Origin of the sequence: Elizabethkingia occulta (assembly GCF_002023715.1) — a bacterium.
Taxonomy (GTDB): domain Bacteria; phylum Bacteroidota; class Bacteroidia; order Flavobacteriales; family Weeksellaceae; genus Elizabethkingia; species Elizabethkingia occulta.
Window position 1 is genome coordinate 40,617 of record NZ_MAHX01000008.1, and the last position, 23,722, is coordinate 64,338.

Genomic DNA, 23,722 nt, shown 5'->3' on the forward strand with positions numbered 1-23,722 from the left:
CAAAATACCTCTCGTTTTTTATAACTATAGATGAAATTATACCTAGAAAATATGCTTATAATTAGATTTTATTGTGTCCAACACTTCATTTACACGGCCACCAAGCATTAATTTGGTCATAGATTTTGCCATGCCGATAATCTGACCAGCGTCTACCTTCGGTGGCATAGCCAGTGCATTCGGATTGGTAAAAACGTTTAGCAGATATGGGCCGTTATGTTCGAAAGCTCGTTTTACAGCAGCTTCAACATCTCCAACATTATGGATGTTTTCTCCTATAATTCCCATTGCATCTGCAACTTTGGCAAAATCAGGATTAATCATATCCGTCTGGTTATCCGGAAGTCCGGCAACCTGCATTTCCAGTCGAACCATTCCTAAAGCCCTGTTGTTGAATACAATAATTTTAACAGGAAGATTGTACTGATGAATGGTTGCTAGATCACCTAATAACATGGAGATTCCACCATCACCACACATAGCTACAACCTGTCTTTCGGGATGGGAGAGTGCTGCTCCTATTGCCATTGGCATTGCATTGGCCATGGAGCCATGATTAAATGAACCCAGCATTTTTCTTTTACCGGTTGCTTTTATAAAGCGTGCTCCCCATACACAAGTCATTCCGGTATCTACCGTAAAAATAGTATCATCATTGGCATTATTACAAATCGTAGATGCCAGGAACTCAGGTTGGATATTATCTTCTGATCCGGAGTCCTTAACATAAGTCTCCAGATTTTCTTTTACTTTCTCATAGTATTTCAGCTGCTCATCAAGAAAATCTGAATCATCTTTAGTATTTATAAGAGGTAAAAGCGCCTTGATTGTTTCTTTAGCATCTCCACAGAGTCCTAAATCGACTCTTGCACGGCGGCCTAAACGTTCCGGGGCTAAGTCAATCTGTGCAATTTTATTTTTTTCCGGCATAAAAGCCTGATATGGGAAATCAGTACCAAATAGTAAAATTAAATCGGAATCGCACATACTGTTATAGGCAGAAGGAAGTCCTAGCAATCCGGTCATTCCGACCTCATTCGGATTGTCATGCTGCATAGACATTTTTCCACGGAAAGAATAGCCTACGGGAGCTTTCAGATGTTGTGACAACTGAACAACTTCTGCATGTGCATTCTCGGCCCCTATACCACAGAAGATGGTTATTTTTTTGTTTTCATTAATGAGATCCGCAAGCTGCTGTAATTCCTGATCATTTGGGCGGATTAAAGGTTGAGTAAAGAAAAAACGATTGGAGGTTACATTTTCTTTAGCTTTTAGTTCGGAAACATCACCGGGGAGACCTACAACAGCAACACCTTTTTTAGAAATAGCATGCTGGATAGCCGTTTGCAAAATTCTGGGAGCCTGTTCAGGTGTCATAATCATCTGATTGTAAACACTACAGTTGTCAAATAATTTGATGGTATTGGTTTCCTGAAAATAGTCCATTCCCATTTCGTTGGTATTAATGGTGGAGGCTATAACAAGCATTGGAGCATGTCCGCGATGTGCATCGTAAACGCCATTAATAAGATGTACGTGTCCCGGACCACAACTTCCTGCACAACAGGCTAAGCCATCCAATTCGGCTTCAGCTGCTGCAGCATAAGCACCAACTTCTTCATGCCGGACATGTATCCATTTTATTTTTCCGTTTTTACGGACAGCATCATTCAGATGATTAAGGCTGTCTCCCGTAACAGCATAAATACGTTTAATACCTGCATCAGCAAGCATATCGACCATTTGCTCGGCAATATTTTTTTCCATAATGTTTTGTTTTGATGGTTTCTAACAAAGCTACAGCCTTTTTATTTATCAGTATTTATTAAAATTATTCATGTAATACTTTCGTCTTATAAACGGAATATTTACGGGATAGGGATTCTTAGCGGTTTCTTTATTAATTCAGGATAATTTTAGATTTATTTTACATTGTCTCCTAAAAAGCACAATCCTCTAAATGTTTACACAAATAGAGGATGGCTCACAGCTAGTTTTACACAAAATTAAAACCAATAATATATTTAATCTTCAAAAATGAATTTTCGTTTTTCACTCCTTTTCGGTATCCCGTGGATCTTGTCGTACAAATAAGCCAGAACAGTAGGTTTTCTATAAATCCTGCTATATCTGTATCTGGTATTGAAGTGTCTCAGATGAATTTTATAGGCATCATACCCGATTACAATAAGTAGACACATACTGATGACATAAAATACTCTGAACTCCAGATAGTAATAGGTAAGACCAGAGAATACGGCTCCTGCTACATAAGCAATCATAATACTTATAAGCACTTTTGCTCTTGCAATAAGCTCCGGATTCTTTCTGTACTTTTTATGAGTAAACATAGAAAATAAGATCCCAAGGTCGGTTGTTGTACCTGTAAGGTGGGTTGTTTTTATCGAGAAGTTGGAAATACTTGCGGTAAGACCGTTTTGTAAACCTGTTGCGAATAGCATTAGTGCAACCAGATATTCGGTTTCTTCCAGTGTTCTCTGATAATAAAACTGTCCATAAATACCTACAAATAGCAGACAGATAATTTCCAGAACAATTGGCATTGCATGCGCAAAATACTTGCTCTTTTTATTGAAATTTATGACAATCAGGTTGGATAAAAAGCTCCCGAAGAAGAATAGGAAAATCCATCCTCCAACAACTGCAGCTTTAGCCCAGCTTCCTTTGCTTATTTCAGCAGCCAGAATAGCATAGTGTCCCGTTACGTTTGAGGTAAATGAGAGAAATATCAATAATGAGGCTATATTTATAGTACCGGCTGTAAAAGCTGTCAGCGTCCCCAGCCTGATGTTATCTCCCAGTGTCCTGCTGTTACTATAATTCCTTAACATTTGTGTGTGTTTTAATTGTTATTATTTAGCTTCCTGTGCTTGCGAATATTTCCGCAAGTCTTCCTCTTTCCGGTAAGCTCTGAGGAACTTCAACGGAAATTTCTGTGTATTGCAATTCTTTACATTTTCTGATGTAAGGAATAATGCTGAATTTTCCTTTTCCTTTGCTTCTGATAGAAGGAGAGTAGTAGGCTTCCTGAATGTTTGTAGCTTTTACATAATTGTTGAATGTTCTTTGAAAACTTCCTGTAAAAACATCACATACAATTTTATCAATCAGGTGCGAATATTTGTTTCGAATGATTTCATAAGCATCACAGAATTCCTGTGGTCTTATTTTATTGAAAATTGTGTTTTTGTTTGTGAACAGGAGATCTCTTATAGAGTCACCCATGTCGTATCCGGAAACAAACAGTATGTTATATTGAGTATTATCCTGTAAAGCATTTTTTTCCTGTAATACTCTTTTCAATATATTTAATGATTCTAGTGAGTAATCAGTGGCTATTAAAATGGTCTTGCTCATAACTTTTGGGTTTGGTTCTGTATTATCTTATTTTGATGATACAAAACTATACCCACCGTATTAGAAAGACTTTGGAAACAAATTAAAATATGATTAACGAGATTAAAATGAGATTAGAATTTTAATTTTTACAAATTATGAAACCTGAACAAAGGAGAATAATAATACAAAAACCTTACAATTTTGTAAGGTTTTAATATGTAAATATTGACGCTCACAGAGCGATATAGACAGAATTAGTTAAGCTTGTTTTTCCTCGTTTTGTGTACTGTAAAAATTAGGAAAACGAAGTTGTACTGTGGTACCCTGATTTTCATGTGATGTTACAATCAGTTCTCCGTGGTGTATTCTTACAATATTCCGCGCAAGAGGAAGACCAATTCCGTAGCCCTCATAATTTTTGGTATTAGATGCTCTAAAGAACGGATCATAAATTTTGTTCATCTCTTGTTCCGGAATACCAATTCCGGCATCTTTTATAATAATGTATACATCTGTGTCGGTCGCTCCTAGAGAAACTTTTACCTGCTGGAAGTTAGAATACTTGCATCCGTTACTGATGATGTTTGCCAGAGCAAGATGCAATAGCTGTTCATTCCCCTGTACTTTGAGCTTTTTGGGATTATCAGGGAGCATACTGATATCAAGGAATATGTTGTTTCGGGGATCAATTCTTTTCAGTGTTTCGATAACATCCCAAAGCAATTGATCGGTTCTTACCTTATCAAATTTCTGGATTTTACCATCAAATCCTGTCTGAGCAATCATTAATAAAGCCTTGATTTTTTTATCGAGCTTTTCCGCTTCATTTAGGATAATCTCCAATGTGTCTTTGTATTCCTCGGCGGTTCTGTTAATGGAAAGCGCAACATCTGCTTCTCCCATAATAGACGTGAGGGGAGTTCTTAATTCATGTGAAACATTTCCGATAAGGTGATTTTGGGTCTCGAAAGAAGTCTCAATACGGTTTAGCATATCGTTGAAAGTTTCAACCAGTTCGTTAAGCTCCTTGTTACCAGGTTGAGGTCCTAGTCGGAGGTGTAAATTTTCGGAACTGATTTCTTTTACCTTACCTGTAATCTTTAATATTGGTTTGAATAAGGTTTTGGATAGGTAAAAAGAAAATATCATACTAAAGAATAGAGAGAGTACAATACATGTAATAAGGGTTCTTTTCAGGTATTCCAGATAATACGCTACGTAGTGATTTTTTGCAGAGGCAATCGCTATATAATTTTTATCATCAAACCTGAAAGTCTGCCCAATGTAATAAAACTCCTTATCATTATAATTAGCTTCTCCGTTTTTTACAATATTTCTGAAAAAGGATGAGGGGATATGAACTTTCTGAGAAATTTTGCTGAAGTTAGAATCTTTAGGAACTGCAAAAACATAATCTTTTTCCATTGGGAGCTCCTCATCGTTCAGGCTGCTGAGGATATAATTTTCCGGAAGGTCTAGATGTTCTTTACCTTTTTCTATCTGTACAATAGTTGTTGTACGGATTTTAAGCAATTCATAAAACCGTTGGTGAGAAAAGTTGACAATAGAAAAATAAACCAAACCACTAAACAGAATAATAATACTGGTAAATACCAGCATTAAAAGTATCATGGTTTTTGTCTGATTAGTGATCACTTTTTTAAACATCTGCTACGGTCTTTTTAGTACATAACCCATTCCGATAACCGTATGGATTAGTTTATTATCAGGATTGTCCAGTTTCTTTCTAAGATAGTTTACATAAACATCCACAACATTGGTTCCCAGTTCATAATTTACACCCCATACTGCATCCAGAATTTCCACACGGGAAATAACTTTTTCAGGATTGTTAAGGAAATAAACCAGTAGTTTATATTCTGTAGAAGTAAGATTTACTTCTTCGCCGCCCCGTGTTACCTTTTTAGTGTAATCATTTACAACAAGATCCGAAAATCTGTAAATATGTTCTTCATCGGCTTCCGGTTCAGGTATTTCCGGAATAGTATTGTTACCACTTCTTCTCAGTAATGATTTTATACGGGCAACAAGCTCAATAAATTTGAATGGTTTTACCAGATAATCATCACCACCGCTTTCCAGTCCCAGTACTATGTTTTCTGAAGTTCCGAGAGCTGTAAGAAAAAGAATAGGTACCCGTTTATTGGTTTTTCTGATCTCTTTGCATACATCCAGACCATTCATTTCAGGAAGCATAATATCCAGAATTACAAGATCAAAATCATTAGCTTCTACCAGTTGTACACCGGTACGGCCGTCAAAGGCTACAGAAATTTCATAACCTTTTTCCTGAAGTCCTTTTTTTATAAATGATACCACACTGGTCTCGTCTTCGATCAGAATAATTTTTTCCATAAGCAACGAATGTTACAAAAATATAAAAATTGACACGCAAACAAAACCTGAATGAAGATAGTGCTCAGCTATAGTAAATGATAATATCGTAAAAAAGCTAATTCTTTTTCACCAGCAGAATCCAATCTTCTTCCAGAATTTTGTAACCCTGATCGTATATAAACCGGTATTCAGATCCATTTTTGTAGGTGATGATTTGAGTTATAAAGCCAAAATCAAAACCTAGTGACAATAGTTTTTGTTGAGAAACTTTAGTTTTTCCTTCCTCATTAATATGATTCAGAATACGGTAATTTTTTCGCAAACGATTATTAATATTTCGCATCAGGTTTGTACTATCCTTATTCTGTCTGTTGTTATAGGCATTTCGGCATCCGTCCGAACAGAACTTTTTATCCGATCGGCCTGATATTTTTTCATTACATTCCAGACAGAATTGCATGTTTTTTTATTTAATTATCTCAAATATAGTATTTTATTACTTTAATTAATCTTTTGTAATTTAAATAATTATGTTTTTTAATTATAAAAAAGAATATAAAATAAAAATCGTAACTTTTTGATATATAATTTTTTAGCTTTGGTTAAACGATTACAAATGATTATAAATATTTTTTTACCGATTAAAACATTATGTAACTTTCATCTTTGCTACAGAAAATCTACCAAGTTTAATTTTAAAATCATACAGCCATGTCACTAAGAAACAAAGTTATTTTATTCGGACACACAGGTAAAGATGTAGAAGTAACCCAGTTCGAAAAAGGAATTAAAGCTTCCGTTAGTTTAGCAACCAATGATTATTATACCAATACTCAGGGTGAAAAGATTGAAGAAACCCAATGGCATAATCTTATCGTTTATGGCAAACTGGCAGAAGTCTTTGAGAAATATGTTACCAAAGGCAAAGAGATTGCAATAGAGGGGAAGCTTACCTACAGAAGCTATGAAGACAAAGACGGCAATATGCGCTATATTACTGAAATCAGAGTAGAAGAACTTCTGATGATGAAATAATTAATAATATTCAGCCTGTTGTATCTCTATTACATTTATTTGCCACATTATGCTTATTTTTGTGCTTTAGAGAAAAGATAAAGAATGAAGCCTAGTCTAGCAAAAGGAACACGCGACTTTACAGCACAGGAAGTTTCCCGCAGGAAATATATTATTAATACATTACAAAAGAATTTTGAGCTTTTTGGTTTTCAGCCTTTGGAAACCCCAAGTTTTGAAAATTTGTCAACTCTTACTGGTAAATACGGAGAAGAAGGAGACCGTCTAATTTTCAAAATCTTAAATTCAGGTAATTATACGGAGAAAGTGAACGAAAACGATTGGCAGAATAAAGATGCTAAAAAATTGACGTCACAAATTTCTGATAAAGCATTGCGTTACGACCTTACAGTACCGTTTGCAAGATTCGTTGCGATGAATCATGGGCAGTTAACTTTTCCTTTTAAGCGTTATCAGATTCAACCAGTATGGCGTGCAGACCGTCCACAGAAAGGAAGGTTCAGAGAGTTCTATCAGTGTGATGCTGATGTTGTAGGTTCCGAGAGCCTTTGGCAGGAAGTAGAGCTGGTACAGTTATATTTCAAAGCTTTTAAAGAGCTTGGTGTTCCTGTAGCTATTCAAATGAATAACCGTAAAATTCTTTCTGGCCTTGCGGAATATGCAGGAATAACAGAACAGCTAATTGATTTTACAGTAGCGTTGGATAAGCTGGATAAAATCGGTAAAGATGGTGTAATTAAAGAAATGCAGGAAAAAGGTATTTCAGATGAAGCTATTGAAAAACTAGACTTCCTTTTTCATCAGAAAAATAATGCATTAGAAAACCTTCAGGAACTAAAAGGAAAGTTTGAAGGTGTGGAAGTAGGTATTCAGGGAGTTACAGAACTGGAATTTGTTTTATCTAAAGCAATGGAACTTGGTATAGACAATCAGGATTTGGTATTCAATATTACCTTAGCCAGAGGTTTAGACTATTACACAGGTGCGATCTTCGAAGTAAAAGCTAAAGGAGTAGAAATGGGATCTATTGGTGGTGGTGGCCGCTACAACAACCTGACAGAAGTTTTCGGGGTAAAGAATATACCGGGAATCGGAATTTCTTTCGGACTAGACAGAACCTACCTTGTAATGGAGGAATTAGGACTGTTCCCGGAGAATGCTACTGTAAAAGTAGAGTATCTTTTTGCTAATTACGGAGAAGAAGAAGCAATAGAAGCGATGAAGCTTATTGCAAAACTCAGAGAAAAAGGAATTTCTGCGGAACTTTACCCGGAAGCGGCGAAGTTGAAAAAACAATTTGCATATGCTGAGAAAAAAGAGATTCCACATCTTGTTTTTCTGGGCAAAGACGAAATTGAGAATGCCCGAATCACGATAAAAAATCTGGCATCGGGAGAGCAGGAAACAATCGAACAATCCGAATTTTTTAAATAAATAAAACCACCGTAAGGTGGTTTTTTGTTGCATAATATTAATGAAATATTCATTTTAAATATTCTTACTGATATCTAAAATGGTTATATTTGGTTTAATTAATAATTCTAAACAATCTAAACTATGTTAACTATTTTGCAATCGTACGATTCTTCGTACTATGACAACTCAGGCTCCGCAGCTGCAGGAGCAATCTTCGGAATTGGAATGTTGTTTTTTTATTTAGTCATTTATCTTTTTATTGGTTTTTGCAGATATAAAGTATTTAAAAAAGCTGGTAGAGAAGATGCATGGGCAGGCTTTGTACCAGTTTATAATGCTATTGTCCTGTCGCAGATTATTAAAAAACCATCATGGTTTTTCATTTTATTTTATGTTCCACTTATTTCTTATTATGCATGGTTCGTAACTGGCGATAAACTTGGGAAAGGTTTCGGAAAAGGAGAAAACAGTACTGTTTGGGGAGTAATAGGTTTACTAACAGGGTTATTTATTAATATGATTGTTCATGCTTTCGGTAGTGATCAGTTTGATTCTTCTGCAGTTCCGGATGAAACCGCTTAGAAGTATAAAGTAAAAATAATGGAAACCGCTGATTCAGCGGTTTTTTTATTAACTTTAAACACCAAACTTATTACAATATGAAAAATGCAGTTTCATCTTTATTTATGATTGCTGTACTGGTACTTTCCTGCAAAAAACAGGAAAAAGCACAGGGAACAGATATACCAAAAGAAGATAGCCTTATTACACTAAAACAAGATTCTGTTATTTACAGTGACTCTATAAAGGCTACAGATTCACTTATCATTGCTTATTCGGACAGAATTTTAGTTTTTCCGGATATAAAAGAAAAAGCTATTCTGGATTCATTATACCCGTTTATAAAACCTGTAGGTTATTCCAAGCCAGATTTGGAGGCAGCTGCTAAAAAAGCCGCTGATGGTCTTTTTGCTAAAGTCAAAAAAGATTATCTGGCTGGAGGTGTAGTTCTTGGAAATAAATGGTATGAAGATAATTCTATGCGTCTGAGAAGCTTTACCAATAATTATCTTTCTGTAGAATATACATGGTCCAGTTATATGGGGGGAGCTCATGATAACTATGGCTTTATGGAAAAGGTTTTTGATTTAAATAGTAAAAAGCAGTTAGTACTGTCAGATATTACTTCCATGCCTAAAAGCAAGCTTGAGAAACTATTGATGAAAAATGTAGATAAGATACCGACTGGTACGGAGAATGGGGAAGGAGCTGTAAAAATATCAGATGGATTGCTATTTGATAAAGTAACGGTAAATGATAACTTCTATTTTGATGATAAAAATCTGTATTTCCATTATAGCCCCTATGAAATAGCAGCTTTTGCCGCCGGAGATATTACGATTCCTGTTTCGTGGAAAGAACTGGAAGGAACCATTAATCCGGAATTTATGAAAAGAATGAAAATTAATACGAAATAGACCTTTTATGCAAAATTATCAGAATCATAGGCGTTTCTATACACCACATCATTTTATATTTTATCCGGTAGGACTTATTCTGTTTGGCATATCTCTTTATCGTATGGGATATTCATTGGGAAATAATAATGGTGAGTTCTGGATGTGGTTTGTACTTTCGGGAACAATCTTTTTAATTATTTGGGTTGCTTTTATGATGAGACAACATTATGCCCTGACATTACAAAACAGAATTATTGTAGATGAGGTGAAGTTCAGATATTTTCGTTTAACCGGAAAAAATATAGATGATACAGGCTATACATTCAGCGATGCTCAGTTATTTGCATTAAGATTTGCTAATGATAATGAGTTTTCAAAGCTTGTAGAGGAAGCTATTTCTGAGAATTTGAATGCAGATCAGATTAAGAAACGTATAAAAAACTGGAAAGAGGATAACAGAAGAGTTTAAAGAAACTAAAAGACTTCACAGAGGTGGAGTCTTTTTTTGTACCTTTGGCCTTTCAAAATCATGGACGCAGTATTTATCATCAATCCGTTTTCGGCAAAAAAAAATTATAAAGATTTTTTAGAAAAGCTTCAGCAAAAATATCCTGAGGCTAATTTTATGATTTCTAAGTCGATAGAAGATACCCATCGGTTTATCGATGAGAATTTTGCTTCTACAGAAGTTTTTGTGGCTGTAGGCGGGGATGGTACTATTTCTACTGTTGCCCAGAAGTTGATTAACACAGACAAAATTCTGGCTGTTTTTCCTGCCGGTTCAGGAAATGGTTTTTCTAATGAAACCAATTTTACCAAAAATATAGACAGCCTTCTGCAAAAGATTAAGCAGAAAAAGTTTCATAAGATTGACACTTTTACTGTGAACGGTAATTTGTCTATTAATGTATCAGGAACCGGGTTTGATGGAGAGGTTATTAAAAAATTCGAAAAAACAAGTCGTGGTTTTACCAACTACATTAAGGTTACTGTAAAGACCTTTTTTATTTTCAAATCTATCAAGGTAGAATTTGAAGAAAAATACAAGCAATATAATGGAAATTACCTGATGCTAAATGTGGCCAACACACGTCAGTTTGGTAATAATGCTTATATCGCTCCTCATGCTGATTATAGCGATGGGCTTGTAGATATAGTATTGGTTAAAAAATTCCCGTTATGGCATTCTTTGGCATTTGCATTCAGAATGTTTACAAAGAACCTGAAAGAAAACGATTACCTGACTTACTTTCCGGTATCTGACCTGAAATTTAGTGTCAGAAATTCTAAAGCCTGGCATTTGGACGGGGAAGGAATAGAAATAGGCTCTCCTATTGAAATCAAGGTATTGCCTCACAGCCTGAATATTCTGGTAGACTAGATAATCGGTAAGAGGATTACCTTAAATTTTCGAGTTGCTGAAATACAGGCAGCATTAGCTTACCTCTTTCCGATAGTGTATATTCTATATGCAGAGGTTTTAATTTTATAATATTTTTAATCAGAAGTCCTTCAGTTTCTAATTCTTTTAGTGCTGTAGCAATACTCTGTTTATTCGATCCATCAATTTGCCTCAGTAAGCTGCTAAATCGTAGCGGACCTTCAATAGCCAGACGAAATATCTGAGGTTTCCATTTTCCGGATAATAGCTTTAACACTTCCTCAGCAGGGCAGCATTCGTAATTTTTATTGTTAATATTAGTGGTCATATTTTTTTGACTTATTGCTATTTAAGATTAACTGTTACAACTTTGTATAACAGAAATCAAAAATAATTAAAATTATGAAAACACATTTGTTATCCGAAATTGAAAAAAATACACAGGTATTTAAAAACAGAATTGTAATGGCTCCTATGACAAGAAGCAGAGCCATTCAGAATTTGCCCAATGATCTAATGCAACAGTACTACGCGCAAAGAAGTACCGCAGGTCTTATTATTACAGAAGGTGTAGCACCAAGCACCAATGCCTTGGGTTATGCAAGAATCCCGGGTATATTTAATAACGAACAGGCTATAGGCTGGAAAAAAATTACTGAAGCTGTTCATGCGGATGGAGGTAAAATATTTATACAGTTAATGCATGTTGGGCGTATAGCCAATAAAGCAAATATGCCGGAAAATACAAAAATACTCGCTCCTTCTGCAGTAAATGCTCATATGGATATGTGGACTGATACTTTGGGAATGCAAAAAACAGAGGAGCCTCTGGAGATGTCTTTGGAAGAAATTGAAAAAGCTAAAGGTGAATTTATCCAGGCTGCTAAGAATGCCATCGAGGCAGGTTTCGACGGAGTTGAATTACATGCTGCAAATGGCTATTTATTAGAGCAATTTCTTAATCCGAATTCGAATATCAGGAATGATAAATACGGTGGGAGTACTGAGAACAGAAGCAAATTTGTTTTAGAAGTGACAGAAGCCGTTGGTCATGCAATTGGTTTTGATAAAATAGGAGTGAGAATATCTCCATATAGTACATTTAATACGATGCCGCTTTATAAAGAAATCCCGGAAACTTACATACATGTAGTGACAGAATTAGCAAAATTAGATATTACCTATCTGCATGTTATCGATTATGCTGCAAGAGCAACAGAAGAAGGACGGAATCTTATAAAAACAATTCGCAAGGAATTCGGACAATTATTGATACTAAATGGTGGTTATACCAAAGAAAGAGCAGAAAATGTATTGATAAACAATGACGCAGATCTTATTTCATTTGGCTCTCCGTTTATTGCCAATCCGGATTTGCCATACAGAATCGAAAACAATATTGAATGGGCAAAAGCGGATCCTGCAACCTTTTATACAGCTGATGAAAAAGGTTATATTGACTATCCTGATTATAACATTTAAAAATACGTGACTATGGAAAATACAAATATTAACCCACTTTTATGTAATCCTGCAACGGGATTATGTGAAATTCCCGGGACTGGAATAAGTAATAATTATCAAGCTATATCTAATCAGGATAAGCCTCTTAAACTTGTTTATTTTACCGATCCTATTTGTTCTTCCTGTTGGGGAATTGAACCCCAACTGAGAAAACTGAAATTAGAATACGGAAACATTCTGGATATAGAATACCACATGGGCGGACTTTTGCCAGACTGGAGTTATAACAGCGGAGGTATTAGTAAGCCTTCGGATGTTGCGTATCATTGGGATGAAGTTAGTGTATATTATGATATGCCGATTGACGGTGATGTCTGGTTGGAAGATCCTTTAAATTCATCTTATCCGCCTTCTATAGCTTTTAAGGCTGCAGAAATACAGGATAAAGATAAAGCAGTAAATTTCTTAAGAATCCTGAGAGAATTGGTTTTTCTAAAGAAGAAGAATATTACCAGATGGGAATATATTGCCATGGCTGCCAAAGAAGCCGGATTGGATGTTGTAAAACTAAAAACAGATTTTGAAAGATCTGCTCAAAAACTTTTTGAAGCTGACCTGAAGCTGGCAAGAGATTATGGTGTTCGAGGATTTCCGACGATATTTATACAGAATAAATCAGGGGAGCGAGAAACGATATACGGTACTAAACCTTATTCATTTTTTGAAACAGTGATTCTAAATCTTAGTTCTGATGTTACTAAAGAACAATATAATAAAAACCGGGAAGCTCTTTTCTCTAAATACAATTCTTTAACAGCCAGAGAATATTCTGAATTATCCGGAATATCCCGTAATGAGAGCGAGAAACAGCTAAATGAACTTATGGATAAAGGCTTTTTAGAAAAATTAATGACTAAAAATGGATCTCTGTGGATTAGAAAATCTTCAGATAAAATATGAATAAGAATGGGTTTAATTATTTAGTTTTCAGTTGTTTGGTGTTTGTATGTGAAGATTTCCTAAATGCAATATAGTTGCAATATACCATAAACGTCCTTAAAATCGAAAATTTCTATAAAATTATTGTAACAATTTGAACTAAATTTGGACTCTTTAGTCATATTGAGACTTTAATCAATTTAATTCTAATTTTACAATGAAGAAGAGAAACATGTTTTTGCTTACCATGCTTACTGCAGGAAGCATGGCTTTTGCACAAGACAACCTGGTAAACAGCCTAAAAAACAATCAATCTGAAAATCCGGATTTTAAATTTACAGTAGTTAAGGAGTTAGGGAATACTTCTATTAAAAATCAGGGATCCTCAGGAACCTGTTGGAGCTACTCAGGAAACTCTTTCCTTGAATCTGAAATGATAAGAATGGGAAAACCAGCTGTAGATTTAGCTGAGATCTTTACAGCCCGTAATGCTTATCATGATAAAGCTAAACAGTATGTATTGTTTGGTGGTGCTATTTCCTGGGGAGATGGTGGTGAATTGCACGATGTAATCAATATGTATAAAAAGTATGGTGCAGTGCCTCAGGAGGTTTATTCAGGACTTCAGGCAGGACAGACCAAAAATAATTTTGGTGAAATGCAGAGTGTTATCAAGTCTATGCTTGATGCTTATGTAAAAAATCCTCAGGGTAAACTTTCTGCAAATTGGTTAACAAATGTAGATAATGTATTGGACAGCTACCTTGGAGAATATCCAAAAGAGTTTACTTACAAAGGAAAGCGTTATACACCACAGACTTTTGCTAAAGATGTGGTAGGGATTAATCCTGACGATTATGTAGAGCTTACTTCTTACAAAGATTATCCGTATTATCAGCGTTTTGTTGCTCCTATTCCGGACAACTGGAGCCACGATAGTATGTGGAATGTTCCGATGGATGATCTGACTAAGATTATTGATAATGCTGTAGACAAAGGTTACACAGTAGGATGGGCAACAGACGTTTCCGAACCTTACTTCTCTTATAAAAATGGGGTAGCTTATGTTCCGGATGTAGATTTAAATAATATCGACGCTCAGACAAAAGCTAATCTTTTCAAAGGACCAAGACCTGATAAAAAAATTACAGAAGATATGCGTCAGGAAGGACTTAATAATCTTACAACAACTGATGACCATGGAATGCAGATTGTAGGATTGGCTAAAGACCAGACTGGTAAAGAATATTACATGGTGAAGAATTCATGGGGTGTAACCAATGATTATCAGGGATATTTATATGTAACAAGACCTTATGTACAATATAAGTCTACAGGTATCCTTGTACACAAGAATGCAATACCAAAGGATATTCTGAATAAATTAAAACCTAATACAAATATCGGATTATAATCATCCGCTAGTTGTTACAGAATAAATAAAATGCCGGGAGATTTATCTTCCGGCATTTTTAATAAAACCCCATAGAATTTTAAGGACTATAAGGTTTATCTAATTGATGTTGTTTTATATTTTTTTATACTACTTAGAACGTAGACTTTCTTTTTTTGTTGCATATCAAAACAGAAAAAGATATCATTCTAGAATACTGTAGCTGCCAGCTGTATACGAGCGTATTTAAGAGCTGGATTCCACATGGCCATCATAGAGACCGGAAGGGTATAATGTTCAGTAATCTTTACATCTTTGCTCGCCCTTAATCCTACATTTACAATCTGGAAACTACTTTGCCCATTGCCATACAGGAAATTTCTGTCATTCAGCGCAAATCCAGCCCCAACAAAAGCATTAAGGTTTACCTTTTTGCTTTGGATAACAGGGTAGCTCACCTGAACATAGGTAGAGTATTTGTTTTTATCATATTCTCCATCAGGTTTCAGAACAACTTCTCCGGCATTGGCACCACCATACAACATGATATCGGCTTCTATGTTTAACGGGAATTTCGGCCCAAAAGTATAGTTGGTTCTCAGGTCGATAATATGAGCTGTCCTTCTTCTGGAATAACTGAAAATATCGTTTGCTGCAACTGCTGTATTAATATTCCTTGAGTTATATAAATCCCAAAGACCTATATAAAAATTCTTATTGGAATACTGAACATAGTAATTGATTTCTTTATAATGGGTACCGTCACTGTCATTGGCAAGAGCCGATGCTCCCCAGATTCCAATTTTCCAGTTTTTATTTTTATCCAAAGCGTAGGAGAGGTTACCCATTACTACAGGTTTATCCGTAATAATAAGTCCGCGCCATAGGTGATTGTTCTGTATATTGGCTGTAAAGTCCAGCCTGCCAGCCCTTTCTTCTGTTTTTAATGAGTCTGTGTTTTGAGCAGAAACTCCCACGATGCCTGAAAAAATCAGACAAAGTCTTAATAAGTTTTCTTTCATCTTATTTAGTGTGTGTTAATTAGTCAGATGCAAAATTTATTTTAAAATTCCGAAAAGTAAAGCTGCCAGAACGGCTCCTATAACTGGTCCTAAAATCGGAATCCATGCGTAGCTCCATTGGCTGCTGCCTTTTATAGGTAGAATAGCATGCATAATTCTTGGTCCCAAATCTCTTGCCGGATTTATAGCATAACCGGTGGTACCTCCTAAAGATAAACCTATAGCCCATACCAAGAATGCTACCGGAACAGCTCCTATAGTTCCAAGGCCTATTTTGGCATCCGGAGTATTTGGGATGGAGATATTAGCATCACTGATATAGAAGACTACGAAAACAAGCACAAAAGTTCCGATGATTTCGCTGATTATATTTGAAACAGGTTTAGCAATTGCCGGACTTGTACTGAAGCAGGCTAGCTTGGCTCCTTCGTCCTCAGTGATCGCAAAATGATCTTTGTGGAATAGCCATACCAGAAATGCTCCGGCCATAGCTCCGATCATCTGAGCTGCAATATAAGAAGGAACTGATTCCCATGGGAATTTTCCGGCAGCTGCCAGTCCGATTGTAACTGCAGGATTAAGATGTGCTCCGCTGATGGGGCCGGCAACAGTTACCCCCACAAAAACAGCTAATGCCCATGCTGTGGTAATAACAATCCATCCTGAATTATTGCCTTTGGTATCTTTTAGAAGAACATTTGCTACTACGCCGTTCCCAAGAAGAATAAGTAACATTGTACCTATAATTTCTGCTGTAAATGGTGTCATGTTGTGTACTTTTTCGGTTATTAATTATTCTTCTATCCAGGCCTGAGAACGTTTTACAGCTTTGTGCCAGAAGCTGACCATATTGTCGATTTTGCTTTTGTCTTCCTTAGGTGTAAACTCTTTTTCTATAATCCATTGAGACTGGATCTCATCTATACTTTCCCAGAAGCCTACTGCCAGGCCAGCCAGATAAGCTGCTCCAAGTGCTGTAGTTTCTAAAGTTTTTGGACGAATAATTTTGAACCCGAAAAGGTCTGATTGGATTTGCATTAACATATTGCTGGCAGATGCTCCTCCGTCTACACGAAGTTCTGTACTTTGGGTTCCGGCATCTGCTTCCATAGCTTTTACAATATCGTAAACCTGAAAAGCGATTCCTTCTAAGGTAGCTCTGGCAATATGACCATCTGTTGTGCCACGTGTTATACCAACAATAGTTCCGCGAGCATACTGATCCCAGTAAGGGGCACCAAGTCCGGTAAGAGCCGGTACGAAATATACACCGCCATTATCTTCTACAGTTTCTGCAAGTGTATTGACTTCAGATGAATCATTGATAATCTTTAATCCGTCTCTTAGCCACTGTATTGCAGCACCTCCTACAAATACACTGCCTTCCAGTGCATAACTAACTTCTCCGTTAATTTTCCATGCCACTGTAGTTAGCAGATTGTTTTTAGAATATACAGCTTCATTACCTGTATTCATCAAAAGAAAACATCCGGTACCATATGTATTTTTCACCATTCCCGGCTTTGTACACATTTGTCCGAATAATGCAGCCTGCTGATCTCCGGCGATACCTGCAATCGGAATTTTAGTCGAGAAAAGGGTGGTAGAGGTTTCACCATATATTTCACTGCTTTGTTTTACTTCAGGAAGTATTGCACGGGGAATATTGAATAATTTTAATAAATCATCGTCCCAGTCCATGGTACGGATATTAAACATCATGGTTCTGCTGGCATTGGATACATCTGTGATAAACATTTTTCCTCTTGTCAGTTTCCATGTTAGCCAGGTATCAACAGTTCCGAAACAAAGATCTCCGGCTTCTGCTTTTTCTCTTGCACCTTCTACATTATCCAGTATCCATTTTAGCTTTGTGGCAGAAAAGTAAGCATCCAGAACAAGTCCTGTTTTTTGTTTAATCTCATCAGTGTGTCCCTGGGATTTTAATTCGTCGCAATATCTGGATGTTCTTCTGTCCTGCCATACAATAGCATTATAAATAGGTTCACTGGTATGTCTGTCCCATACTACAGTTGTCTCTCTTTGATTAGTAATACCGATAGCAGCAACTTCCAGTCCTGATATTCCGGCTTTAGCTATAACTTCTGCAGCTACAGAAATCTGAGAAGACCAGATTTCGTTTGGGTCGTGTTCTACCCATCCCGGAGTAGGGAATATCTGTTCAAAGTTTTTTTGCGATACGAATTTTATTTCTCCGCTTTTGTTAAAAAGGATTGCCCGTGATGAGGTTGTTCCTTGGTCTAGTGCTAAAATTAGTTTTTCGTTCATCATAGTGTACTTATTTAGAGTTTTTCATTTCGTTGGTGTTATAGGGTACAAGAAGATATTCTTTAGCGAGTGAAATGAAACTTTCAGTTTCGTTTTCTACTTTTTCAGCATCCCAGCCGAGTTCCTGAGCAAAAATTTCTGCTACTTTTCGCGCTGAATCTATGGCTGCTCTGGCATCTAAGAAAAGAAGACGGACTCTTCTGGCCAGCACATCCTCTATGGTTTCGGCCATTTCATTTCGGATTGCCCATACAACTTCGGCAACTGTAAATTCATTGTTCGGATGTATTCTCTCTGCATATTCAGGTTTTTCCTGTTGCAATGCTTTTATAGCCGGAATATCCGAACCATAAATATACAAGTGATTACTTCTGTCAACATCCTTTGCCGGGATATTTCCGTGGATAGAAAGATCTTTAGTTTTAGAAGGAACTTTTTTCAGGTTATGAACTTCTATTGCTTTATCTATGGTATCTTCTGCCATTTGTCGGTAGGTAGTCCATTTTCCGCCGGTAATGGTTACAAGACCAGTTTCGGCTACAATAACTTTATGACTTCGGGATACTTCTTTGGTGCTTTTGCCTCCGTCTTTTGGTGCTGCTAGAGGACGTAAGCCTGCAAATACAGAAAGTACATCTTCTTTAGTTGGCTTTTTAGACAGATATTGTCGTGCAGTTTTCAAAACGAAATCAATTTCGGATTCCAGAGCTTTCGGTTCGAAACTTGGCTCATCCACTAATGTATCAGTAGTACCGATTAAGGCTCTCTCATGCCATGGAACAACGAAAAGGACACGTCCGTCAGATGTTTTAGGGATCATAATAGCATCATTACTCTTCAGGAATGATTTATCTAATACGAAATGGATTCCCTGGCTAGGAACAACGAATTTTCCGTGTTTAGGATTACTCATGTTCAGGATATCGTTGGTGAAAACTCCTGTTGCATTAACTACAGCTTTCGCTTTTATTTCGTAACGTTCTTTAGTAAACTGATCTTCAACTATTACTCCTGTAATTTTATTGCTTTCGTTTTTCAAAAGATCTACAACCTTTGTATAATTGATTACAGTACCACCTTTTTCTACAATAGTCTGGGCAAGGTTAATGGCAAGACGGGAATCGTCAAACTGCCCATCCTGATATACAACCCCGCTGGCAAGACCTTTTTGTTCTATGGTCGGAAGTTTTTCTACAGTTTGTGCTTTATTGATATATCTGGTTTTACCCAGGCTAAGTTTTCCCGCCAGAAAATCATAAACAGACAATCCTATTTTATAATATATACCGCCCCACCAGTTATAATTCGGAATAATAAAAGACTGATTTTTAACAAGGTGAGCAGCATTTTTCGCCAGAAGTCCTCTTTCATACAGGGCTTCCTTCACAAGGTCTATGTTTCCCTGTGCCAGGTATCTTACACCACCATGCACAAGTTTGGTACTCCGGCTCGAAGTAGCTTTGGCAAAATCATGGGATTCCAGTAATAAGGTTCTGAAACCTCTCGTTGTAGCATCCAGAGCAGATCCTAGTCCGCTGGCACCACCTCCGATAATTATAAAGTCCCATTCCTGATCTTGTGAAACTTTTGTAAGCTCTTCTTTTCGTTTCATTTTATTTCGTTTTATTTGCTTTTTGTAAAAATATGAAATTTTTCGAAACCAAAAACATTTAGTTGAAATTTTTTTTTATATTTTTGGTTAAATTTAAAATGCTGTAGTAATGATAGCCCGCCACAATAACATTCTTAAGGAACTGGAGAAGAAAGAATATGTACTGGTACAAGATCTTTGTGAAAAATATAATGTTTCGTCCGTAACAATCCGAAAGGATCTGAGCTATCTGGAAGGTTTGGGGTTATTGCACAGAACCCATGGTGGAGCTAGTAAGCAGTCGCGTTTTGCCTATGAGAAAAACGTAAATGAAAAAGAAAATATCAACGTAGAGATCAAGCAGGCTATAGCCAGAAAAGCGGCAAATATTATTGATGAAAATGATTCTGTTATATTAGCTTCCGGAACAACTATACATTATTTGGCTCGCACAATGGGAAGTTTTCAGAAGCTTACAGTTCTTACTTCTTCTTTGCGCGTAGCGTTAGAGCTATGTATGATGCCGAATATCAATATTATTCAGCTGGGCGGGGAGGTAAGAAAAAGTTCTACTTCTATTGTCGGGGCTATTTCGGAATCAGTGCTAAAGCAATTTTCCTGTCACAAGCTCTTTTTAGGCGTTGACGGAATTGATCTGGAATTTGGTATTAGCTGCTCCAGTGCAGCCGAAGCTCATCTGAATCAGGCTATGATAGAATGTGCGGAGAAAGTTATTGTCCTGGCAGATTCGTCTAAAATCAATAAAAAAGGTTTCGGCAAAATAGCAGATCTGGATAGGGTAGATACCATTATTACAGATAAAGGAATTGACCTTGAAACCAAAGAACGCCTTGAAGATATGGGTGTTACAGTGATTATTTCTGATTAAGATTAAATTTAAAATAAAATTAATCTTAATTATGCCCCGAATACAGGTGTAATGATTAATTTACTGCTATCTTCCTGATAAATAAATAATTAATATTTATACATTAACTTTTTCCATTGATAATAGTTAATGTTTCTTAATAAAAACATAAGAAAACCTTAATGTAACACGGGGTCGTACTGTTCTAATTTTGCATTCAGAATTAAAATGGATGCCATGAAAGTATTTAAAATCCCTGTCTCGGTGGCTTATTTTACAAGCCGGTGGCTATTAATTGGAGCAATATCGGCCTCACCAATATTGTTTGCCCAAAAGAAAGACAGTTTAAAAGAGAAGTCCATAGACGAGGTTGTCGTTGTGGGATACGGAACACAGAAAAAGAGTAAAGTATCGGGTGCTGTTTCAGAGGCATCATTGGATAAGCTTACTTCCAGATCTTTGTCCGGTGTAGGTGAAGTACTTCAGGGTAAAGCACCGGGAGTAACAGTGGTAAATGAAGGGGGAGATCCCAATGGTTCGCCAAAGGTTAATATTCGTGGTTTAGGGGGGATTAACGGAGAGACTCCTCTTTACGTTGTAGATGGTGTTGTATTTAATGGTACACCAGCTATTAACCCTAACGATATTCAGGATATATCCGTACTTAAAGATGCTTCTGCAGCAATCTACGGAGCCAGATCTTCAGGTGGTGTTATTCTTATTACAACCAAGAAAGGTAAAAAAGGTAATATTACCGTAGATTTTGATGTTAAGTTTGGTGTAAACCAGGCTTGGAGACTAAAAGAATCTTTAAATGCAGCGGAGTTTCAGGATGTAATGTATAAGGCTTATGAAAATGCCGGTAAACTTAACAGCTTGCCTTTAGCTTTCAATGCAGAGAAATATCCTGACGGTAGAGTAACGAGAACAGACTGGATGAAAGAAATTTTCCGTACCGGAACAATCCAGGAGTACAACGTTAATCTAAGTGGAGGAAACGATAAGTCCAGATTTTTTGTGGGAATGAATCACAGAAACCTGGAAGGTATCTTACTAAATACACAGGCAAAAAGATACAACTTCAGAGTAAATTCTGAACATAAAGTAAAAGACTGGTTAACTATCGGGGAGAACATGTACTATAATTACTCCGACGGAAATACAGCAGACACTAAGAATGGTTATACAGGTGCAGTAGTAGCAGCGATGTATTACCCACCGAATGTTCCGGTATATACACCTACAGGAGCATTTTCCGGTTTACCGATTGATGTTGCCGGAGGTTACGGGGATATGATTAATCCGGTAGCTTACCTTAAAAGGATTAGTATAAAAAATCCTACACACGAAATTTTAATCAATCCTTATGCAGAAGTTACTTTAGCTAAAAATTTAAAGTTCAGATCCAACTTCTCTCAGACGTTCAGAATCGGAACGATTAAAAACTTTACATCCAGAGTACTGGAAATAGGGAAGATATTTGATACCAATAATTTAGAATATCAGTCTAATAACTCTTCTACCTCTCTTGCAGAGCAGCTTCTTACCTATAAATTTTCTGTGGGTAAACATAATTTCGATTTCTTAGCTGGTTTTACTTTCCAGAAGACAATTGATGAAGGTTTCATGGCCAGAGCTTATGATTTCAGAAGTGAAGCAGAAGTTTTCCGTTATCTTCAGAATACAGCGGATAACAACAAAGATCTGTCCAGTTATAGATATCAGCAGGCTTTAGTTTCTTATCTGGCAAGGATTAACTACGATTATGCTGGTAAATATATCATCAGTTTATTAGGAAGAAGAGATGGGTCTTCATTAGTTGCCAAACAAAACAGATTTGCCAATTATTATGCACTTTCAGGTGCATGGGTAATGTCTAAGGAAAACTTTATGCAGGATATCGAATGGCTTTCCAATCTTAAACTTAGAGGAAGTTATGGTATTCTGGGTAACCTTGGCGGGATTTCTTCACAGGCAGTAAATCCGTTAATGATAAGAGATAATAATATTATTTTCGGACAGGATCCTTCCCAGAACATTGCTTACTATGCTACAACACGTCCTAATCCAAACTTAAAATGGGGAAAATCTGAACAAACCAATTTCGGATTGGACGCTTCATTCCTGAACAACAGCCTTTCCTTACAGTTCGATTATTTCATTAAAAACTCCAAGGATCAGATTTTTAATGTAAGCCTTCCAAGTACAGCAACTTATACGAATCAGTATATCAATGCCGGATTATTCCAGGATAAAGGTTACGAATTAGGAATTAATTACAACAGCAAAAATACCGGAGATTTCAGTTACTCGATAGGTGCTACTTTCAGTCAGCTAAAAAATACAGTTAAACAACTGGCAGATGTAAACGAAATCTTTATTAATGATAATGCTGTAAGAGGAGTATTGAAGCCTACGCGTATACGAGTAGGAGAGTCACTTTATTCTTATTACGGATATAAGACAGATGGTATTTTCCGTTCACAGGAAGAAATTAATAATTATAAAGATGCTAATGGTGCTCTTATCCAGCCTAATGCAAAGCCGGGTGATATTAAGTTTCTGAAAAAAGAAGGAAATACCGGAACCCTTAGCAACAATGATTTTGTAAACCTTGGGAATCCATATCCTAAATTCTCTTATGGATTGTCTTATAATATGACCTGGAAAAACTTTGACCTGAATGTATTCTTCCAGGGAGTATACGGGAATAAAATATTCAACGGTCTGAAATTTATTTCATTAAACCCGGGCGGAACAGGACAGAATTATAACATGGACAGAGATATTCTGAATGCATGGACTCCGGAAAATACAAATACCAATATTCCAAAACTTGTACAGGGTGACCCTTCCGGAAACTACTCCAAAGTATCAGACTTTTATGTAGAAGACGGATCTTATCTGAGACTGAAAAACCTTACAATAGGTTATTCATTACCTAAAGAGATTTACAGCAAAATCAATATAAACAGATTAAGAATTTATATGACGGCTAATAATCTGTTTACCATTACTAAGTATAAAGGTTTTGATCCTGAAGTGGGAATGAGTTCATATGGTGTAGACACAGGAAGATATCCGCAGGCTCGTTCATTTATTTTCGGTGTAGAAATCGGGTTATAATTTTAAAAAGTAAAAAG

At 36.4% G+C, this 23,722-nt stretch carries 22 protein-coding genes; 11 read left to right on the forward strand and 11 right to left on the reverse strand.

Translation table 11 applies throughout. The annotated features are described in order from the left end of the window. Window positions 1–42 precede the first annotated feature (42 nt). From BAZ10_RS06140 to BAZ10_RS06165, 6 genes are all read right to left on the reverse strand, one after another. Complete coding sequence (locus tag BAZ10_RS06140) at window positions 43–1,770, reverse strand: thiamine pyrophosphate-dependent enzyme (protein WP_078771326.1); 1,728 nt, start codon at window positions 1,768–1,770, stop codon at window positions 43–45. Between the two features lie 257 nt (window positions 1,771–2,027). Continuing rightward, complete coding sequence (locus BAZ10_RS06145) at window positions 2,028–2,855, reverse strand: YoaK family protein (RefSeq protein WP_059322261.1); 828 nt, start codon at window positions 2,853–2,855, stop codon at window positions 2,028–2,030. A 25-nt stretch (window positions 2,856–2,880) separates the two neighbouring features. Further along, window positions 2,881–3,381 carry a hypothetical protein gene (locus tag BAZ10_RS06150; protein WP_078771327.1) on the reverse strand — a complete coding sequence of 167 codons (501 nt, stop codon included), beginning with the start codon at window positions 3,379–3,381 and terminating at the stop codon, window positions 2,881–2,883. 240 nt (window positions 3,382–3,621) lie between these two features. Further along, window positions 3,622–5,031 carry a sensor histidine kinase gene (locus BAZ10_RS06155; RefSeq protein ID WP_059322257.1) on the reverse strand — a complete coding sequence of 470 codons (1,410 nt, stop codon included), beginning with the start codon at window positions 5,029–5,031 and terminating at the stop codon, window positions 3,622–3,624. Between the two features lie 3 nt (window positions 5,032–5,034). After that, on the reverse strand, window positions 5,035–5,739 hold the full coding sequence (locus BAZ10_RS06160; RefSeq protein WP_078771328.1) for a response regulator transcription factor: 705 nt from the start codon (window positions 5,737–5,739) through the stop codon (window positions 5,035–5,037). A 97-nt stretch (window positions 5,740–5,836) separates the two neighbouring features. Then, window positions 5,837–6,181, reverse strand: coding sequence for a hypothetical protein (locus BAZ10_RS06165; protein ID WP_078771329.1), 345 nt, complete (start codon window positions 6,179–6,181; stop codon window positions 5,837–5,839). 251 nt (window positions 6,182–6,432) lie between these two features. On the opposite strand from BAZ10_RS06165, the gene BAZ10_RS06170 reads away from it, so the two are divergent. The 6 genes from BAZ10_RS06170 to BAZ10_RS06195 all read left to right on the forward strand — a co-directional run bounded on the left by BAZ10_RS06170 (window position 6,433) and on the right by BAZ10_RS06195 (window position 11,013). Further along, window positions 6,433–6,756, forward strand: a complete 324-nt coding sequence (locus BAZ10_RS06170) for a single-stranded DNA-binding protein (RefSeq protein ID WP_034870345.1) — start codon at window positions 6,433–6,435, stop codon at window positions 6,754–6,756. Window positions 6,757–6,840: 84 nt separating this feature from the next. Then, window positions 6,841–8,190: a histidine--tRNA ligase gene (gene hisS / locus BAZ10_RS06175; protein ID WP_078771330.1), complete on the forward strand. Its 1,350-nt coding sequence runs from the start codon at window positions 6,841–6,843 to the stop codon at window positions 8,188–8,190. Window positions 8,191–8,313: 123 nt separating this feature from the next. Continuing rightward, entirely contained in the window at window positions 8,314–8,754 is a 441-nt protein-coding gene (locus BAZ10_RS06180) for a DUF5684 domain-containing protein (RefSeq protein ID WP_009086107.1), read from the forward strand. A gap of 77 nt (window positions 8,755–8,831) precedes the next feature. Further along, a complete protein-coding gene (locus BAZ10_RS06185; protein ID WP_078771331.1) occupies window positions 8,832–9,650 on the forward strand; it encodes an RsiV family protein in 819 nt (272 codons plus the stop codon). 7 nt (window positions 9,651–9,657) lie between these two features. Continuing rightward, a complete protein-coding gene (locus BAZ10_RS06190; protein ID WP_078771332.1) occupies window positions 9,658–10,101 on the forward strand; it encodes a DUF6526 family protein in 444 nt (147 codons plus the stop codon). Between the two features lie 60 nt (window positions 10,102–10,161). Beyond that, window positions 10,162–11,013 carry a diacylglycerol/lipid kinase family protein gene (locus BAZ10_RS06195; RefSeq protein ID WP_078771333.1) on the forward strand — a complete coding sequence of 284 codons (852 nt, stop codon included), beginning with the start codon at window positions 10,162–10,164 and terminating at the stop codon, window positions 11,011–11,013. Window positions 11,014–11,029: 16 nt separating this feature from the next. Here the strand turns inward: BAZ10_RS06195 and BAZ10_RS06200 are convergent, their stop codons facing one another. Then, entirely contained in the window at window positions 11,030–11,341 is a 312-nt protein-coding gene (locus BAZ10_RS06200; RefSeq protein ID WP_009086118.1) for a winged helix-turn-helix transcriptional regulator, read from the reverse strand. A 74-nt stretch (window positions 11,342–11,415) separates the two neighbouring features. On the opposite strand from BAZ10_RS06200, the gene BAZ10_RS06205 reads away from it, so the two are divergent. From BAZ10_RS06205 to BAZ10_RS06215, 3 genes are all read left to right on the forward strand, one after another. Then, complete coding sequence (locus tag BAZ10_RS06205) at window positions 11,416–12,495, forward strand: alkene reductase (protein WP_078771334.1); 1,080 nt, start codon at window positions 11,416–11,418, stop codon at window positions 12,493–12,495. Between the two features lie 12 nt (window positions 12,496–12,507). Beyond that, complete coding sequence (locus tag BAZ10_RS06210) at window positions 12,508–13,437, forward strand: ClpXP adapter SpxH family protein (RefSeq protein ID WP_078771335.1); 930 nt, start codon at window positions 12,508–12,510, stop codon at window positions 13,435–13,437. A gap of 211 nt (window positions 13,438–13,648) precedes the next feature. After that, window positions 13,649–14,830: a C1 family peptidase gene (locus tag BAZ10_RS06215; RefSeq protein ID WP_009094649.1), complete on the forward strand. Its 1,182-nt coding sequence runs from the start codon at window positions 13,649–13,651 to the stop codon at window positions 14,828–14,830. 188 nt (window positions 14,831–15,018) lie between these two features. Here the strand turns inward: BAZ10_RS06215 and BAZ10_RS06220 are convergent, their stop codons facing one another. The 4 genes from BAZ10_RS06220 to BAZ10_RS06235 are packed head-to-tail and all read right to left on the reverse strand — an operon-like array spanning window position 15,019 to window position 19,732. After that, window positions 15,019–15,831 carry a hypothetical protein gene (locus BAZ10_RS06220; RefSeq protein ID WP_078771336.1) on the reverse strand — a complete coding sequence of 271 codons (813 nt, stop codon included), beginning with the start codon at window positions 15,829–15,831 and terminating at the stop codon, window positions 15,019–15,021. A gap of 36 nt (window positions 15,832–15,867) precedes the next feature. After that, entirely contained in the window at window positions 15,868–16,599 is a 732-nt protein-coding gene (locus BAZ10_RS06225; protein WP_078771337.1) for an MIP/aquaporin family protein, read from the reverse strand. A 24-nt stretch (window positions 16,600–16,623) separates the two neighbouring features. Then, on the reverse strand, window positions 16,624–18,120 hold the full coding sequence (glpK, locus tag BAZ10_RS06230; RefSeq protein ID WP_078771338.1) for a glycerol kinase GlpK: 1,497 nt from the start codon (window positions 18,118–18,120) through the stop codon (window positions 16,624–16,626). A gap of 10 nt (window positions 18,121–18,130) precedes the next feature. Next, window positions 18,131–19,732, reverse strand: a complete 1,602-nt coding sequence (locus tag BAZ10_RS06235; RefSeq protein ID WP_078771339.1) for a glycerol-3-phosphate dehydrogenase/oxidase — start codon at window positions 19,730–19,732, stop codon at window positions 18,131–18,133. A gap of 109 nt (window positions 19,733–19,841) precedes the next feature. On the opposite strand from BAZ10_RS06235, the gene BAZ10_RS06240 reads away from it, so the two are divergent. Both BAZ10_RS06240 and BAZ10_RS06245 read left to right on the forward strand, forming a co-directional pair. Then, the gene (locus tag BAZ10_RS06240; protein WP_034870355.1) at window positions 19,842–20,600 is read left to right on the forward strand and encodes a DeoR/GlpR family DNA-binding transcription regulator; all 759 of its coding nucleotides are present in this window, start codon (window positions 19,842–19,844) and stop codon (window positions 20,598–20,600) included. Window positions 20,601–20,807: 207 nt separating this feature from the next. Continuing rightward, window positions 20,808–23,705, forward strand: a complete 2,898-nt coding sequence (locus tag BAZ10_RS06245; protein ID WP_078771340.1) for a SusC/RagA family TonB-linked outer membrane protein — start codon at window positions 20,808–20,810, stop codon at window positions 23,703–23,705. Window positions 23,706–23,722: the final 17 nt, after the last annotated feature.